The sequence below is a fragment of the Hymenobacter sp. HDW8 genome, from assembly GCF_011305775.1.
Lineage (GTDB): Bacteria > Bacteroidota > Bacteroidia > Cytophagales > Hymenobacteraceae > Hymenobacter > Hymenobacter radiodurans.
The window spans coordinates 583,702-600,204 of record NZ_CP049907.1 but is presented as its reverse complement, the minus strand read 5'-3'; the positions used below and the strand labels follow the sequence as shown (position 1 = coordinate 600,204).

Below are 16,503 nucleotides of genomic sequence, written 5' to 3'. Positions count from 1 at the left end.
TTATAGATAACATTTTAATGTGCGTCAGAATATAATCTACATAGATAACAGTGTAATTGAGGGCGCAAAATAATATGTTCTAATGCCACATCTATTATTTCATTGATGCTGTCATTGTTGCTGTGCAGCCGGCGGTAATTAAACCAAGTAGTGCTTCTTCCATAAATCACCCCTAAGCTATCCAATTCATAGAGTAGAGCGCCACTATCCATAGCGACATCACGGAAATCACTGGTGTACATATTAATGATGTGATTGGTATTGTTTACATTAAAATTTAAGTAAGATAATAATGAATCATTAGGGTCATGTCGCTTAATTTCTTTAGCTGTTATACTTACAATATTGTATTTGGGAATTTTAGATCCTGTGTAGTAAAAAGTTAATGGATCCTTCTTCTTTTTGCCAACTTTATCACAACTAATTAAACAACTTGTAACAAGTATATAAGTAAGAGCTTTACAAAAAGTATTCATAAGCTAAAGCTATTAATAAAAGTAGAACCTAAGCCGGCGCTTCCCCCAACACTTCCTCTACCCAAGCCTTACCCCATTCCTCCAACTCCTGCTCCGTCCACAGCTGCGGGTAAAAGATGCGGCGCTGGAACTTGGGGGGCAAATATTTCTTCCAGTTGGTGCCGCCCGTAGCGGCGATGGCGGTAGGGTCGCGCTCCAGGTAGCGCACGGCCGATTTGTAGTGCATGAGGGGCCAATTCACGTTCACGTTGGCGTCGAGCTGGCGCAGGGCGCGCACAAGGCGCGGGTGGCGCTGGTCTTCGGCGGGCAGGCGCTCTAGCACCGTCCAGACGTTGCGGGTGCGGTAGTGGGCGGCGTGGTCGTGGAGGGTTTGGGTGTATTTCTCCTCAAACTGAATCAGTGTCAGGGCTTTCGCGCCTGATTCTTCGATAGTAGCGCCGGCTTTCCAGTAGATGCAGCCCATCAGCTCGTCGTGGGCAGCGGCTTCGCCCAGCAGGCGGCGCTTCTCCTTATCCACTAAGTTATCGAGCGAAGTAGAGGCTAGCTCAATCATGCGATACTGCACTGATTGGAAGCCCGAGGCCGGCATCAGGGCCATACGAAACTGCAAGAACTGCTGCTTGTCCATGCCGTCCACCATCACGTCGAACGAGTCGATCAGGTTCTCGAAGTAGCGGTTGATGCGGTTGATGCGCAGCACCAGCTCGCCCACGGTGGGCTGCTGCAACTCGCCCATTTGCTCGTACTCACAGAGGCAGAGCTTGAAGTACAACTCCGTTATCTGGTGATACATGATGAAAATACGCTCATCCGGAATCTGGGTAAGCGGCCGCTGCAGACTCAGCAGCGTATCAAGCTCGATATAGTCCCAGTAGTTGACGTAATCGGCGTAGAAAAGGCCTTCGAGGTAGGAAGCAAGGTCTTGGCCGTCAGCAGCATATTTGGCTTGCAGGCGGCGGAGCTGTTCGAGCACCTGAGGCGTGAATTCGGATTGATTGGGGGGCATTTCCATAGGAGGGAGAGAAGCGGGTAAGCGCCGCAAAGAACGAAAATCCTATCAAAAGCGAGCGGGCAGGCAACTCTTCGGCTCCTACTGGTATCTATAGAAACAAGCCCTGAAAAGCCCCCCAGCCGCCTCCGCCATTGCAGGCCAAGTCAATCGTTGTTTTCCCGCCCGAAACATCTACTTTTACCGCTATTATGGCCGAGAAAAGCAGCATTTTTGATATGATTGGGCCGGTGATGATTGGGCCCAGCAGCTCGCACACGGCCGGAGTAGTGCGCATTGCGGGTGCCGCGATTCGCATTCTGGGTTCGTTGCCCACGCACGCCACCATTACCTTTTACAACTCCTTCGCCCGCACCTACGAGGGCCACGGCTCCGACCGCGCCATTGTGGCCGGTTTGCTGGGTTACGCCACCGACGACAAGCGCATCCGCGACGCCTTCGACTACGCTAAGGAAGCCGGCCTGCAATACACGTTTCAAAGTGTAGGTAATGCCTCCACCATGCACCCGAACACGATAAAGCTGCAGTTGCGCGATGAGCGCACGGGCCATTCGACGGAGGTTATTGGCCAAAGCAGGGGCGGGGGCGTGATTCGGATAGTCGAGGTCGATGGTTTTCCGGCCGACTTTTCCGCCTCTCTACATACGCTCATCGTGGACGCCGACGACCGGCAGGGCTCTATTGCCTTTATCGCGTCCGTTATTGCCCACGACGACTGCAACATCGCTACTATGTTCGTTTCGCGCAAAGGCCGCAACGATCTGGCCCGCCAGTTTATCGAAATGGACTCGGGCATCAAGCCGATTACGCTCGAATATCTGCGCCAGCTAAGCTGGGTTCATCAGGTCACATACATTCCTACTGTCGAATAAGCTGTATTTGAGGCGAAAAAAGCCCCCCAGATAGGTTCTAAAGGTGTTTTCATAGATAAAAACATCGGTACTTTGTGTTGCATAGTACCTTTTATTATATTTGAGCACAGATTGTTTATGCAATCCATCTTAAGCGAAGTCTAAATTTCTAGTTGCCAGCACTCTTACGTCATCAAGACCAAACACACATGAAACAAACTCGTACTCCGATCTTCCATCGGGTGACTGCCCTGGGGGCAAGCGCCTGGTTGTTGCTGGCCGTACCAGGGTTGGCTCAAACGACTACGCCTGCTCAGCCGCCCGCCGGCACCATTGCTGCTCCTGTTCCGGTGCCTAGCGGCCCCTGGACCCTGCAGCGGGCCGTAGATTATGCTGTGCAGAACAACCTGAACGTACGCCAAAGCACGCTTTCGGCGGAGCTCAGCGACGCAGATCTGCGGCAAAGCCGGGCGGCAATGTTGCCTACGGCCAGCGCCAACGGCACGCAGGCTTGGAACTATGGTACCGGCCTCGACCCGCTGACCAACGACTTCGTAAGTCAGACGATTCGCTCCAATAACTTCTCGGCGAATACCCAGCTGAATATCTTCTCGGGATTTCAGCTGCGCAATACCGTGAAGCGCAATGTGTTAGACTACAAGGCTAGCCTAGCTGACATTGAGCAGGCTCGCAATGATTTGTCTTTGAACGTTGCTGCGGCGTTTCTGCAATTAGTATTGAACCAGGAGTTGGTGCGCACCAATGAGCTGCGGGTAAACACTACCCAACAGCAGCTCGAGCGGACCAAGAAACTGCTCGCGGCCGGCAGCGTGGCCGAAAGCAACCTGCTTGATACACAAGCGCAGCTAGCTTCCGACGAGCTTAACTTAGTAACCGCGCAAAACCAGCGCGACATTTCCCGCCTGCAACTAGCGCAGCTGCTCAATTTGGACCCGGCCGGTGCCGCCGCCTTCCAGATTGAAGTGCCGAATCTGCCGGACCCCGACGAGCAAACGACCGTCAATTTTGACCCAAATGCTACCTACCAAACCGCGCAGGGCTTCTTGCCGCAGATTCAGGCGGCTGATTTGCGCGTGCAAAGTTCAATTCGGGGCGTTGAGGTAGCGCGGGGGGCTTATTATCCCCGTTTATTCTTCGGGGCCGGTGTTTTCACAGGTTTCTCCTCTGCCCGGCTGGCGCGGGTGCTCACCGGCGACTCTACTGCTGGCACTCCGCTGCCCGTCTTTCAGATTGACCCGATAGCTGGCCCGCGTCCCACCAACTTTGCGGTGCTCACGCCTCGACAACCCAATTTTGAGCTGCTTCCTACTGAATTTGGCTCTCAAATAAAGGATAACATTGGCCGTTCCCTGCAATTCACGCTGCAAATCCCCATTCTGAATGGTCTGCAGACCCGTACCAATGTGCAACGCTCCCAGATTGCGGTAAAACAGGCCGAGCTACGGGCCGCCCAAACCCGTCTGGAACTACAGCAGACTATTCAGCAGGCCTATGCCGACGCGATTGCGGCCCAGCGTCGCTTTGCCTCAGCCAGCCGTCAGGTGCAAGCCCTTACTACGGCCTACCGCAACGCCGAAATCCGGTTCAACAACGGCTTGCTGAACGGCACGGAGTTTAACATTGCAAAAAATAACCTCAATGGAGCCGAATCGAGCATGATTCAGGCGAAGTATGAGTTTATTTTTCGTCGGAAGGTGCTAGAGTTTTACCAAGGCAACCCACTGACCTTATAAGCAAGTAAGGGGCGACGCTCAGGACGCTGAACACCGCGGCAAAAAAAGCCCCCCAGTCGTTAGAAAGCCCTCAGCGAGGGTGAAATAGATGGAATAAAAGGCCGTGCGAAGCTCCAGCGTAAGCCGGCCATAGAAAACCAGCAGTAGCGTTGCCCTATCTTTAGTATTAATTGATTTATTTGCCTTCTCTTTCCCTACGCTGGATTTCTTTTCAAACATGAAAAACAACCGCTTACTATACATTCTGCTGGGAGTACTGGTTCTGTTGATAGCCGGGTACATGGTGGCCAAAAAGCAGGGGTGGATAGGTAAACCTGACGGAACCGAAGTTATCGTCGCCAAAGCCGGGCCAGCGACTATCGTGGAAAAGGTAAGCGCCTCGGGCAAAGTACAGCCGGAGACGGAAGTAAAAATCTCGCCCGACGTATCCGGTGAAATCACGGAGCTGTATGTAGCCGAGGGCGACTCCGTAAAAAAAGGGCAGCTGTTGCTCCGCATTCGCCCCGATAACTACCAGGCTATGGTAAACATGCAGTCGGCGAGCGTGAATACCCAGCGGGCCAACGTTGGCCAGACGCAGGCGCGCCTGCAGCAGCTGATGGCTAATGCCAAGCAGACCGAGCTGGCATACCGTCGGAATGCCTCGCTGTACAAGCAGAAAGTGATTTCCCAGGCCGATTACGAGGCTAGCAAAGCCGCCTACGACGCCAGCCAGGAAGAAATAAACAGCGCCCGCCAAAGCATTCGCGGTGCCCAGTCTGGAGTAGCCAGCGCGCAGGCGTCATTGGATGAGGCTCGCCGCAACCTGGAGAAAACGACCATTTACGCCCCCGTAAGCGGCACCGTCAGTAAGCTGAATGTGGAGCGCGGCGAGCGGGTAGTAGGTACTTCGCAGATGGCTGGTACCGAAATCATGCGCATTGCCGACCTCAACTCCATGGAGGTGCGGGTGAACGTGAACGAAAACCAGATCATTGACGTGAACCTGGGCGACTCGGTGAACGTGGATGTGGACTCCTACGCCAACAAGGACGAGAAATTCCGGGGCATCGTAACCAGCGTGGCCAATACCGCCAAAGATGCTCTGACTGCTGAAGCCGTTACCGAATTTGAGGTCCGCATCCGTTTGGTGCCCGAATCATATCAGCACCTGGTGCGCAATGTGGGTGGTCGTACCATCGTCCCATTCCGTCCTGGCATGACAGCTTCTGTTGATATTATCACCGACCGTAAGAGCAATGTGCTGAGCGTGCCGCTCAACGCCGTAACCACCAAAACGGATAGCTCGGCCATTGCCGGCCCGATAAAGGAAACGGTCCGAAGGTGCGCGTAGGGCGTGGTGGTGGTGGCAATTCAGAGGAGACTGCTCAAGCAGCGCCAACCGATGTGCAGGAAGTGGTATTCGTAATTCGTGATGGCAAGGCCGTAATGGTGCCAGTAAAAACCGGAATCAGCGACATCACAAATATTGAAATTCTCAGCGGCCTGAAAGCCGGCGACCAGGTAGCCAGCGGACCGTACGCAACTGTGCATAAGAAGCTGAAAGACGGCGCAGTAGTGGTAGTGAAAGACGAAAAGTCTATCAATAAAGCGGCTCTAAAAGAAGAAGTAGCTGATGCTGATTAAGCAACTTTAACTGGGCTTGTTAAGTAGCAAATGAGAGGCTGGGGGGCTTTTTTACCCCGGCCTCTCATTTTTTTTGTCTAAACTCGTCCTTGCGACAAAGTTGGTTGCCGTTGCGCTTATGTTTAAGGGCAGGGGCGGTTCAGGTCGTTTAACCAGAGAAGGTGCTTGCGCGCCTTCCAATACGTTTGTTTGGTGGAAAAAATAGCGATGATCGGCGGCGGCTCCTGGGCTACTGCTTTAACAAAAATATTATCCGAAAACGGGGCCCAGGTGGGCTGGTGGCTGCGTTCCAAAGACGATGTGCAGCACTTGCTGCGTACGCGCCACAACCCGCGCTACTTATCCTCGGTGGCCTTCGATCTGAGTCGCGTTTTTCCCTCCACCGACCTGAAGGAAGTGGTTGAAGATGCCGATTGGCTGGTGCTGGCCGTGCCCGCCGCCTTTGTGCAGGGTGCCCTCGACAAGCTCGACCGCGATTCTCTCCGCGACAAGCGCGTTATTTCCGCCATTAAGGGCATGATTCCGGGCAAAAATGTGCTCGTTACCGATTACGTAGCTGAGCGTTTTCGGCTCGATGTAGAGCAATTGGGCGTCGTGGCCGGCCCATGCCACGCCGAGGAAGTGGCCCTCGAAAAGCAAAGTTACCTCACCATCGGCGGCCCTGATCTGGAGCTGGCCGAGGATTTCTGCCAGCTCCTGCGCAACCGCTACGTGAAGGCGCACCCCGCCGCCGACCTCGACGGCATTGAATACTGCGCCGTGATGAAAAATATCATTGCCTTAACCTGCGGCATTGCCCACGGCCTGGGCTACGGCGACAATTTTCAGGCGGTATTAGTCAGTAACGCGGTGCAGGAAATCCGGCGCTTCCTCTACGCGCTCAGCCCCAACCAGCGCGACCTGAGCGCCAGCGCCTACCTCGGCGACCTGCTCGTAACGGCTTACTCCCAGTTCTCCCGCAACCGCACGTTTGGCAACATGGTAGGTCGCGGCTATTCCGTGAAATCGGCGCAGATGGAGATGAACATGGTGGCCGAGGGCTACTACGCCGTCAAGAGCATTTATGAGTTGAATAAGAAGCTGAAGGTGAGCATGCCGATTACCAACGCAGCTTACCACATCCTTTACGAGAAGATTTCGCCGGCCGTGGAGCTGGAGATTCTGAAGGAGAAGTTTAAGTAAGAGTTCTTAATGAAGCTTATTCTTCGCCTTGCTGCTACTAATTGGGTGAATTGCGCAGCCATTGCAGCTTGTACTTATAGCGTCGGACTTGTGGGATCTTTACTTGATTCGGGCTCTCTGTATGACCGATTGATGGTAGGTATTTTCGGATCAATTTTCCTTCTAATTTATTATGGATCAATTTTCTGGTTAGGTTTTGTCGCCTGTATGGTCGTTCTGGATATGGCAGGCCTTCTTTTTCTTGATATAGCAAATCGCTTGAATAGCCGAACTGGATTATCGTTTTTTCTGGGAATTGAGTCTATGCTAATTAGTGCACCATTTATTTATTGGGCAGTGAAGGAAAATTACTACTTGTGGTATGGACTAGTTACTGCTTTCTGGCTATCTCAATTTTTAATAAGACTGCCAAAAATGCATCACATTGTGCTGAAGGACAGTTAGTAAGAAAAGTGATTTGACTTACGTAAGTCGGCCTGCGTATGAGAAATTAGTTTTGACATCATCCACCAAACAACAACGCATATGGGAACCTGGGGCTACTACAACTTCGACAACGACGCGGCAGCCGACTTCGCCGAAGACTTCCGCGATAATCACAATGAGGCAAAGCTGCTCGAAGCGTTAGTTGCGGTGGCCGAGGAGGAAGACCATATTGACGGTGATGCAGCCAGCGAAGCGTTGGCGGCGGCTGAAATAGTAGCTGCCATTCTGGGAAAGCCGTCCCGCGATTTTCCCGCCGATCTGATACCCGTAATAGTGAAGCTGGATGCCAGCGAAAGCGAGGACCTGCGCGAGATGGCCCAGCAAGCCGTGGAGGCTGTAGTCAGCAAGTCGGAGCTACAGGAGATGTGGGCTAAAAACGAATCGGCCGAGGACTGGCAGCATACCCAGCAGGACCTATTACATCGCCTGACCTAGAGCCATTTGCATGAACTGGCTTTTGTTGGCTGTCATCACAGCCCTCTGCCTCGGGCTTTATAACTTCTTTATTAAGCTGGCCTCCGGTAACATTCACCAAGTAGCCGGGGCAGTACTGCTTCAGCTCGTGGCGGCGGCTGTGGGGGGCTTTTTGCTACTTTATATCAAGGCTACACGGCAGCCAGTGAGCATCTCTCAAACGGGCGTGCTGTATTCCTGTCTGGCGGGTTTGAGCGTGGGCATCGCTGAGATTTTGACATTCTACGTGTTCACGAAAGGCGCACCGGCCTCGGTGGGTACGCCCATTATCGTCGGCGGCTCGGTGGCGGTGGCCGCCGTGCTGGGTTGGTTGGTGCTACGAGAGCAGATTACGCTGGGCCAAGTGCTGGGCGTAGGGCTCATAGTGGCCGGCGTGGTATTACTCGCCAGAGGTCATTAACGGTTTCAGCGCCTAGCCAACGTTCGATTTCTAAACAGGCCACAGGTGAGCCAAAGTTAATAATACGCAAAGGCTCCGTTGCTTCATGAATAGCGTAGACGCTCCCCGAATGAGTTCATTCGAGGCGTATAATGTTTGAGGTAAACTACTCAGGATTGTGTTCCATTTTCGCGGCCTTTCATGCAACATCAAAAAAGCCCCCCAGCGCGAAAAAACGACCCGCAACGCTAGCTTACTCTGGTGTGGGTTGCCACGGTGTGGAGCCCGCAAAAATCCGGGCTAATGTATAGCGCCGGGCTTCGCGAGCCCGCAACTGCCGCGACCACGGCACGCGCCCAGTGGCCTGGGCTCCCGGCCCGGTAGACTGGTATTCGGCGTAGAAAGCGGTCTGCTCGTTTTGTGGGTTTCGCCAGTTGTCCCAGCCGGCGGCGGTGATGTGGGCACCCAATTCCGAGTGCAGAAATACGGTGCGCGCGTGGGGCCGCCAAGGTCGGCCTAGGTACACCTTCTGCGCTTCGGGCGCTGCCGTGAGACGACATTGGAGGAACACCAGCCCATAGGCCTGCCGGGGCGTAGTAGAGGCAGCCGTGATGTAGGAGTCGCGTTTGCTGTGGATGGTGCAACGGTCGAACACGGCCGTGCTGGCGCCAAAGATGAAGTCGGTGGTGCCCTCAATGTAACAATCTTGATAATACTGGCGGCTGTTTTCTACGGCCAGAAACAGCGTGTCCTGGTGACCTAGCATACGGCAGTGGCGAAACACGGCCCGGTCGCCTTCCACGTGCAGGGCCACAGCCTGCCCGACTGGCCCAGCCGCGTTTTCGAAGGTGATGTTCTCGGCCCAGAAGTCGTTGCCCTGGACGCGTACCGTGTGGGAGGTGTAGGTGGTATGCCCGGCCGCGTCGCCTGAGTAGTCGCTGAAGGTGATGACAACGCCGTCGCGGCTTTCGCCCAGCAGGGTAATATTGGTTTTCTGAGCCGGAATAACCAGCTTTTCGCGGTAGGTGCCGTTTTTGATATAGATGGTAGCCCGCACCTGCATGAAGTCGCGCACGGCCATCACCGCCTCCTGAATGCTGCGGTAGTCGCCCGAGCCATCCGGCGCTACGGTCAGGCGCACGGGTTGCGAAAAGGAAGGTACCGCGGCTTTGGCCGGAGCCGCCGGAGTATCTTGGGCTAGGGCGGCCGCTACACTCAACAGCAGGCAGCCTCCTAGTAGCAGAAACCGCAACGGCTGCAGGCGGCGTAGGGCAGGAGACGAAGGCTTCGGCACAGGCTATACAGTTTAGGATGACGCCGGCAGCGGGCTGCGGTCGTTGCGGGGTCTATAATTTTGCCCCCCAGCAGCTTCCTGGGGGGCAAAGTTATGGCCGCGTCGGGAAAACCTTAGCCAGGAACGCGACAGTATGTGCTAAGGTTAAGTCAAACCAAGGGTTGAACAGGGGAAACGTGTGCGGCGCCTTAGGAAAAACATGCGTCTCGTGGTAGATACCGAAGGCATCCAGTTTTTTGATCATGTCGTCGCGGCCCGCGTGCATACGGTCGACGGAACTGTTTAAGAACAGAATGGGTGGCGTCTGGGCCGTGATGTGGTTCAGGGCACCAGCCTGGTGCCACAGGGCAGGCTGGTCTGTTTTGGATGCGCCAAACCAGCGCGTAGCGGCGGAAAGCCCTCGGCTGTCATCGCCCTCCCCCGACTCAGGATGGATAAATGCCAACGTACCATCCACATCAATGATGGCCTGCACGTGACTGGAACGGCTCGTCTGACAGGCCGAACCCTCCAGCTGCGCGTCGCCGTTGGTGGTGCCCAGTAAAGCGGCCATTTGTCCTCCTGCCGAAAATCCCCAGACGGCAATTCGAGTAGTGTCGATGGGGTAGGTGCCCGCCTGAGTCCGCAGCCAGCGCACGGCGGCCTTTAGGTCGGTCACGGCGGCCGGGTACCGGGCTTCCGGCGATAAGCGGTACTCTACCGTGACCGTCACGTAGCCCTTGGCGGCGAGCTGCTGGGCCATCGGCGCGTGGTGAGAGCGGTCGCCGGAGCTCCAACCGCCCCCGTGGATAAGCAGCACGGCCGGGTAACCTTGGGAGCGCTTCGCCTTCGGATAAAAGATATCGAGCTGCAATGGCCGCCCGCCCACGGTACAGTAGGTCAGGTTCCGCCGCGCTTGAATGGTGGAGGGAAACGCGGGTTGGGCCAGAGTAATGGTTGGATTGTCCTTGCGGGCTTTTCGCAGGGCGCTAGCCACCGTAAAGGAAGTGTCGCGCGTAAGCGGCTGTTGGGCGGCTAGTGGCTGCACCCCCATGACCAGCAGTACGATGGCTACGACTAACCGAGGAAGTAATCTGAAATGGCGAAATAAAGTCATCAGCGCACGGGTAGAAGGCAGATCCAGCGACAAGATAAGCTGCGAGGCAAAAAGGTGTGCTCACACTCATGGATCCAACACCCAAGCCCATGCTTGGTCCGAGTAGCACCAGAACCCGCTGCGTGCTACGTGCCGCGAATGGCTTTAAAGTTGAATACGCCGCCTAGTATGCACAGCAGTGCACGTGTGGATGCCTACCAGAACCGGTTTGTGCATACCACCTGCGCTTTTTTCTTCAGCCTCAACCCTACGATCACCTCGTGGCTGCCGCCGTGGTAGCCATTAAGCTCCGAGAGACCCGCATCGTAGGAATAGCCTACGGTGAGCTGCTCATAGCTGAGGCCCACCATCCCCACGAACGAGTCAAAGGCGCGCCACGATACGCCGGCCCACAGCAGATCTTGGTACTTAAGCTTGGCGTTGATGTCGAGCGAGAGCGGAGCGGGGTTGACGGCCTTAAGCATCAATGAAGGTACCAGTGACCAATCTTTGTTGAGCGGCACCCGTACGCCGCCAGTAGCGAAGTAGTGACGCTTCAAGGTGTTGCCGGGCGCTCCTTCGCCCAACTGGTTTGGTCCGTAGGAGAAGTCGAGCTTATTGCCCAGCAGCTGCGAGCCCGCCACCCCAACGTAGAAATTAGAGCTATACACCCACAATCCCACCGAACCATCCAGCACCCGCGAGGCGGCACTGGGCGTAGCGGTTGTGGGGTCAAAAAAGCGCAGCTTCTGCCCATCAACGGCAAACTGCTGCATGCCTATCGACGCACCCAATGCCGCCCGAAGGTCAGGTCTTAAAACCAGGTTATAAGCGTAGGAAGCGTAGGCACCCGTACGGCTTGTGGGCCCGGTCTCGTCCCTGTACACAAAGCCCCCCAGTGCGTGAAACGGCCGGCGCCGGTCGCGGATGGTGCGCTTGGTGGTGGTGCGCCATTTGCCCAGCGAGGAATTAATGCTGGCATAGTACGTCTTCGGCGCTCCTTCCAGGCCCGTCCATTGGGTGCGGTAGCTGAACTTAACGTCGATGTAGTCCTCCACACCAGTAGCGCCAGGGTTCAGAATGTAGTTATTATTCATGTATTGGCTGTACTGCGCCTGCTGCTGGGCCAAAGCCGGCAGGGTTGCCAGCAGCAGCAGCGGGGGCAGCAGTAGAGTTAGAGCTCTTTTCATAACAGGTATTGCCTTAGCGTCTATCTAGGAGAAAAGTAGTCCTGCTTTGATCAGCGCCGCAGGACTTTTTGGTTAGTACAGAATCGTAATTGATCCGCTGTAGGACTTGCCCAGCGGGCCTTTCGTGACGACGACGTAATAGTAGGTGCCGACCGGAGCGGGCTGCCCATTGATGTCGCCCTTCCACTCATTGGCCCGGCTGTAGTTTTCGGCCGAGAAGATCCGGTTGCCCCAGCGGTTGAATATGCTCACCGTATTGTCTGGGAATTGCTCGATGAACTCAATCTGCCAGGTGTCGTCGCGGCCGTCGCCGTTCGGCGTAAAGGCATTGGGAATGCGGATGGGCGGGCGGACCGTCACCGTCACCTGGTCGCTGTCGGCGCAGCCGCCTTCCCCGGCCGAGATAGTGTAAGTAGTCGTAACAGTGGGCGAGGCGACGGGCCGCAACGGATCATTTTCTCTAAAAGTCAGCCCTGCCTGCGGCGTCCACGTCACGGGATAGGTACCATCGGCGCGGCCTTCCAATACTACGGAGGTGCCCGCCAGAATTTCCTTGTCGGGCCCGGCATCCACATCCACTGGGGGGCTAATTTGCACGGCTATGCCATTCGATATGGCCGTAACGGGCTGCCCGCATGCTGTGTTTGTGCGCAGGCGCAACGTCACGGTCTGGCCTGCGCGCAGCGTCGTGCTGGTGAAGGTTGGACTCGTAGCCCCTGCCACGTCGCTGCCATTTACCTGCCACTGGTATTCAGGGTTCGGGCCAGCCTCTGTCACACTCGCCAGATTGAAGGTAAGCGGTGCGCCTAGGCAAACCGGCCCGCCCGGTTGCACGGTAATGGCGAGCGTGGGCAGCGGCGTAGGCGTGCGCGTCACCGTGACTGTAGCCACAGCAGGAGCCGAACTGCACAGCCCCGCCGTGGGCGCCACTTCAACGCGTACCTGGTCGCCGGAAACCAACGTGCTACTGGTAAAGGTAGGTCCGCTAGCTACGGCCACATTGTTGACGAACCAAGCGAAAGTAGGTGAGGCCCCCGCATTAGTAACCACGGCCGTGAAGGTGAGGGGAGTACCGGGGCACTGCACGGGTGGGGCGGCCAGACTTACGGTAGGAGTTACGACGGGCTGCACCTGTATCGTGACTACGTTGGAAGTCGCCGTAGAGCAGGTACCGGTGCCCGATGTCACGCGGCGGCGGAAGAAAGTGGTAGCCGTAAGTGCGCCAGGCGCGAAAGTTGGGTTGGTGGCGCCACTTATCGCTGTCCAGGTGGCGTTATCTGTCGACGATTCCCACTGGTAAGCAAACGTGCCTGTGCCACCACCAGCCGCACTAGAACTGCTGAGCGGGGCCGGTGTAGCGCCCGCGCAAAGAGTCTGGTCAGCTGCAATGCTGCCCGCGCTCAGCACCGGCAGCACCGTCAGGACAACGGAAGGCGAGTACGCTGATCCGCACGTTCCTGACGTTACGCGCCGGCGGTAATAAGTGGTAGAAGCAAGCGGCCCAGGTGAGTAGCCAGCACCAGTAGCCCCGACGATGGGCACCCAATCCGCGTTGTTCCCCGATGATTCCCACTGGTACTCAAACGTGCCCGTGCCACCACCAGGACCCGCCGTGCTGGTGAGAGAAGCGGGAGTAGCGCCCGGACAAAGCGTCTGATCAGTGCCAATCGTGCCGGCCGTTAGGGCGGGCAAAACGGTGATGGTGACTACATTCGAAAATACAGGAGCGCAGGCAGGACTGGCATTAGCTTGGCGCCGGAAATAGGTCGTGGCGCTAAGTTGGCCCGGTGCATACGTGGGGCCAGTAGCTCCGCCCAAGGGCGTCCATGTCGAATTATCCGTGGAGGTTTCCCATTGGTAGGTAATATTCCCCGCCCCACCGGCCTCGCCGGTGCTGATAAGCGGAGCCGGGGTGGCGCCTGCGCAGAGGGTTTGGCTGGAGGCAATGCTGCCAGCCGTTAGGTTGGGCAGCACGATTATGGCTACGGAAGGCGAATACTGTGGGGCACAGGGCCCTGAGTTTACGCGCCGCCGGAAGTAGGTATCAGAAGCGAGTGGGCCCGGTGCATAGGTGGCACTGGTGGCCCCGACGATGGGCGCCCAATCGGCATTATTTCCGGAAGATTCCCACTGATACGCATACGTGCCGTTACCGCCCGTAGGGGGCGCCGTACTGGTCAGCGGCGCTACGGGGCTGCCCGCACATACCCTTTGGTCGGCGCCAATAGTGCCGGCCGTCAGCGCTGGCGTCACGGTGATGGTAATGACATTGGACAAGGCAGGTGCACAAGCAGTGCCTGAGCCCGCTTGGCGCCGGAAATAAGTGGTGGCGCTAAGTTGGCCCGGCGCATACGTGGGGCCAGTGGCTCCACCGATGGCCGACCAGGTTATATTATCCGCTGATGATTCCCACTGGTAAGCAATTTGGCCTGTGCCGCCCGTGCCTGGAGTTTCGCTGGTGAGAGGGGCTGGTGTAGAGCCCGCGCAGAGGGTTTGATCGGCCGCGATGCGACCGGCCGTGAGGGCCGGCACAACCGTCAGCGTTACCACGTTGGAAGGCGGTGTGGAGCAAGCGCCGGAGCGCACTTGGCGCCGGTAATACGTGGTAGCTGTGATGGACCCCGGCGCAAAAGTTTCGGCCGTGGCGCCCGGAATTGCCCCCCAGGTGATGTTATCAGCTGATGATTCCCACTGATAAGTAAACGTACCAGTGCCACCCGTGGCCGGGGCGGTGCTCGTCAGCGGCGCGGCGCTGCTGCCGGCACACACCGCTTGGTCGGCGCCAATAGTGCCAGCCGTCACGGCTGGGGTTACGGTAATGGCTACAGACGCGGTAAAGCTAGGTGTGCAGTAAGGGCCTGATCCGCTAGGCAACAGTAATTGCGCGCGCCGCCGGAAATAGGTAGTGCCGGGCGTCAGCGAAACTGGCGGCTGGAAGGTAGCGCCAGTAGCTCCGTTGATAGCCGTGAAAGTGGCATTATCCGTGGACGACTCCCATTGGTAAACCAGTGGCAGGCCGGCATCGCCCGAAGCATTGACAGTGCTGGTCAAAGGAGCCGGTGCTGTTCCAGCGCACACCGTCTGGGAGGTGCCAATGCTCCCAGGCTGGGGCAGGGCCGGCACTCGAATAATACCCCGAGTTTCGCGGCAAAAGCAGTCATTGGTAATGCGCAGCGTCACCGTGTAGTCGCCGGGCGTAGCGTATGTGTGGACGGGGTCTTTTAGAGTTGAAGTGGTGCCATCACCGAAGCTCCAGGCATACACCAGATCGGGAGTTTGAACGGCGAAGCTGGCCTGAAAGGATATTTCCCGACAAGCCGTGATTTGCGCGCCAATGCCGACTCGCAGCAAGGAGCTTTGGTTGAAATTGGGCAGTCCCAACCCACTGCGCCGACCGCCCAGCGCTATGCTGTCATCGGCGTAAGCTGCTTTCGCCCCTAGCGAGTCGGGGTAGGTGATGAACCCAACGGCGGGCCCGTTTTCGCGAGCCACGTAAATCTTGTCGTCGGGGGCGGCCTGCATGGAGCCCAGATTGACCGCGGGCGATTGGTTGAGCGGAATGACCTGCTTGCTGGCTGGTATGTTGGTGGCACTCAAATCGAATTGCAACAGCTGGGGTGGGCTTTGCACCGTGGCGTAGAGGTAGTTGCGACTGGGCGAAAACTCGACCCCGTAGTAACGGCCCGCGTTGCTGTCAATAATTTGGGGGTTGCTTACTACACCTGTTTCGGCATCGAAGTCAAACAGCTCGACGGTACCGCTGCTATCGGTGGCTTCGCTGAAGCGCGCCACGGCCAACTGCTCGCCGTCGGGCGACACTTTCATCTGGCCGCGGTAACCCTGGGCCGCTACACTCGGCGCATGTAGCGCCCCAACGGTCGAAATGATAGGTGGGAGCTGCACGCCGGCCGGCGTCACGCGGTACGCCAGAAAAGAGTCACCACGGTTCTCAGTGCCGGTGGTTGCCGCACCCCAGCCGTGCACGATTATCCAGACGTCACAGCCGTTCTTGTGCAGTACGCCTGTCATCTTTTCGGCCGTGCCGCGGGTGAGGAGCGTATTTTTGGTAGCTGCGACTACCTCGCCCTGCCCACCTACGGGAATCACGATTTCTGAGTAGCTCAGGCCCTTGGGGCCGCCTTGGGCATCTTGCGTAAATAGAAAGTAGCGCGTTGGGGCACCGGGAGGAACTATACCGGGCCGTTTGATAGCCAAAGGGCCGTCGGTGGTGAGGCGATTGCCCCCCATGCCTGTGCCGTTGAGCATGATGTTGTGGTCGCGGCTCCACACGGTGTCGCCGTTGGTGTAGAAGAGCAGGCTGCCATTCCTGTCCGACATCACACCGGAGCCGGCGGGCGCTACCATCCGCCCATCGGTCAGCACCGCGGGCGGAATAGTATCTCTGGCTTCGTTGAAGTCTAGCCCCGCCCGGTAGCCGAAATACCAGTTATTGATGAACTTCTCATCTTCGCTGCACTCGGGGGGCGCCGTTTGTGCGAGGGCAGTGTTGGCTACACCACTCAACAACAGCAGCAAGGTTAGTAGCCAGCTTACTAAGTACCGGCTGTAGGATATAGCTGGCTGGACAGGCTTAGAAATATGCAAGCGGGAAATACGAGTAGTAGATAAAGCAGGATGCGATAGCTCTGCGGGCATAGTGGGGTAGGTAAGTGGGCGGACAGACAAGTGGGTTCTCCGAACGAAAAG

General features: G+C 56.7%; 14 protein-coding genes. 8 read left to right on the top strand and 6 right to left on the bottom strand.

Features of this window, described 5'->3' with window-relative positions; all coding sequences use genetic code 11:
- Positions 1–14: 14 nt before the first annotated feature.
- A complete protein-coding gene (locus tag G7064_RS02600) occupies positions 15–476 on the bottom strand; it encodes a hypothetical protein (RefSeq protein ID WP_166072326.1) in 462 nt (153 codons plus the stop codon).
- A 28-nt stretch (positions 477–504) separates the two neighbouring features.
- Positions 505–1,482 (bottom strand): tryptophan 2,3-dioxygenase family protein, encoded by a 978-nt coding sequence (locus G7064_RS02595; protein ID WP_166072325.1) that lies wholly within the window; start codon positions 1,480–1,482, stop codon positions 505–507.
- Positions 1,483–1,676: 194 nt separating this feature from the next.
- On the opposite strand from G7064_RS02595, the gene sdaAB reads away from it, so the two are divergent.
- The 8 genes from sdaAB (at position 1,677) to G7064_RS02560 (ending at position 8,258) form a co-directional block, all read left to right on the top strand.
- Positions 1,677–2,357, top strand: a complete 681-nt coding sequence (gene sdaAB, locus G7064_RS02590) for an L-serine ammonia-lyase, iron-sulfur-dependent subunit beta (RefSeq protein WP_133272739.1) — start codon at positions 1,677–1,679, stop codon at positions 2,355–2,357.
- 188 nt (positions 2,358–2,545) lie between these two features.
- Positions 2,546–4,090 (top strand): TolC family protein, encoded by a 1,545-nt coding sequence (locus G7064_RS02585; protein WP_166072324.1) that lies wholly within the window; start codon positions 2,546–2,548, stop codon positions 4,088–4,090.
- Between the two features lie 217 nt (positions 4,091–4,307).
- Positions 4,308–5,423, top strand: a complete 1,116-nt coding sequence (locus G7064_RS02580) for an efflux RND transporter periplasmic adaptor subunit (protein ID WP_317172805.1) — start codon at positions 4,308–4,310, stop codon at positions 5,421–5,423.
- On the top strand, positions 5,414–5,716 hold the full coding sequence (locus G7064_RS22900) for a hypothetical protein (RefSeq protein WP_317172804.1): 303 nt from the start codon (positions 5,414–5,416) through the stop codon (positions 5,714–5,716). The genes G7064_RS02580 and G7064_RS22900 overlap by 10 nt, the downstream gene beginning before the upstream one ends.
- 192 nt (positions 5,717–5,908) lie before the next feature.
- Positions 5,909–6,898 (top strand): NAD(P)H-dependent glycerol-3-phosphate dehydrogenase, encoded by a 990-nt coding sequence (locus G7064_RS02575; protein ID WP_240731707.1) that lies wholly within the window; start codon positions 5,909–5,911, stop codon positions 6,896–6,898.
- A 9-nt stretch (positions 6,899–6,907) separates the two neighbouring features.
- Positions 6,908–7,342 (top strand): hypothetical protein, encoded by a 435-nt coding sequence (locus G7064_RS02570; protein ID WP_166072323.1) that lies wholly within the window; start codon positions 6,908–6,910, stop codon positions 7,340–7,342.
- An 81-nt stretch (positions 7,343–7,423) separates the two neighbouring features.
- Entirely contained in the window at positions 7,424–7,819 is a 396-nt protein-coding gene (locus G7064_RS02565) for a DUF4259 domain-containing protein (protein WP_166072322.1), read from the top strand.
- 10 nt (positions 7,820–7,829) lie between these two features.
- Complete coding sequence (locus G7064_RS02560) at positions 7,830–8,258, top strand: EamA family transporter (protein ID WP_166072321.1); 429 nt, start codon at positions 7,830–7,832, stop codon at positions 8,256–8,258.
- Between the two features lie 232 nt (positions 8,259–8,490).
- Here G7064_RS02560 and G7064_RS02555 read toward each other — a convergent pair whose 3' ends face one another.
- From G7064_RS02555 to G7064_RS02540, 4 genes are all read right to left on the bottom strand, one after another.
- On the bottom strand, positions 8,491–9,531 hold the full coding sequence (locus G7064_RS02555; RefSeq protein ID WP_240935681.1) for a pectinesterase family protein: 1,041 nt from the start codon (positions 9,529–9,531) through the stop codon (positions 8,491–8,493).
- Between the two features lie 91 nt (positions 9,532–9,622).
- Positions 9,623–10,627, bottom strand: a complete 1,005-nt coding sequence (locus tag G7064_RS02550) for an alpha/beta hydrolase (protein WP_240935679.1) — start codon at positions 10,625–10,627, stop codon at positions 9,623–9,625.
- Positions 10,628–10,821: 194 nt separating this feature from the next.
- Complete coding sequence (locus G7064_RS02545) at positions 10,822–11,796, bottom strand: type IX secretion system membrane protein PorP/SprF (RefSeq protein ID WP_166072320.1); 975 nt, start codon at positions 11,794–11,796, stop codon at positions 10,822–10,824.
- A 72-nt stretch (positions 11,797–11,868) separates the two neighbouring features.
- Entirely contained in the window at positions 11,869–16,452 is a 4,584-nt protein-coding gene (locus tag G7064_RS02540; RefSeq protein WP_166072318.1) for a gliding motility-associated C-terminal domain-containing protein, read from the bottom strand.
- Positions 16,453–16,503: the final 51 nt, after the last annotated feature.

Bases quoted from the DNA above. Each gene is read 5' to 3' on its own strand.
- G7064_RS02600 (WP_166072326.1), bottom strand. From the start codon at position 476: ATGAATACTTTTTGTAAAGCTCTTACTTATATACTTGTTACAAGTTGT.
- G7064_RS02585 (WP_166072324.1), top strand. From the start codon at position 2,546: ATGAAACAAACTCGTACTCCGATCTTCCATCGGGTGACTGCCCTGGGG.
- G7064_RS02540 (WP_166072318.1), bottom strand. From the start codon at position 16,452: ATGCCCGCAGAGCTATCGCATCCTGCTTTATCTACTACTCGTATTTCC.
- G7064_RS02560 (WP_166072321.1), top strand. From the start codon at position 7,830: ATGAACTGGCTTTTGTTGGCTGTCATCACAGCCCTCTGCCTCGGGCTT.
- G7064_RS02565 (WP_166072322.1), top strand. From the start codon at position 7,424: ATGGGAACCTGGGGCTACTACAACTTCGACAACGACGCGGCAGCCGAC.
- G7064_RS02595 (WP_166072325.1), bottom strand. From the start codon at position 1,482: ATGCCCCCCAATCAATCCGAATTCACGCCTCAGGTGCTCGAACAGCTC.
- G7064_RS02580 (WP_317172805.1), top strand. From the start codon at position 4,308: ATGAAAAACAACCGCTTACTATACATTCTGCTGGGAGTACTGGTTCTG.
- sdaAB (WP_133272739.1), top strand. From the start codon at position 1,677: ATGGCCGAGAAAAGCAGCATTTTTGATATGATTGGGCCGGTGATGATT.
- G7064_RS02570 (WP_166072323.1), top strand. From the start codon at position 6,908: ATGAAGCTTATTCTTCGCCTTGCTGCTACTAATTGGGTGAATTGCGCA.
- G7064_RS02545 (WP_166072320.1), bottom strand. From the start codon at position 11,796: ATGAAAAGAGCTCTAACTCTACTGCTGCCCCCGCTGCTGCTGCTGGCA.
- G7064_RS02550 (WP_240935679.1), bottom strand. From the start codon at position 10,627: ATGACTTTATTTCGCCATTTCAGATTACTTCCTCGGTTAGTCGTAGCC.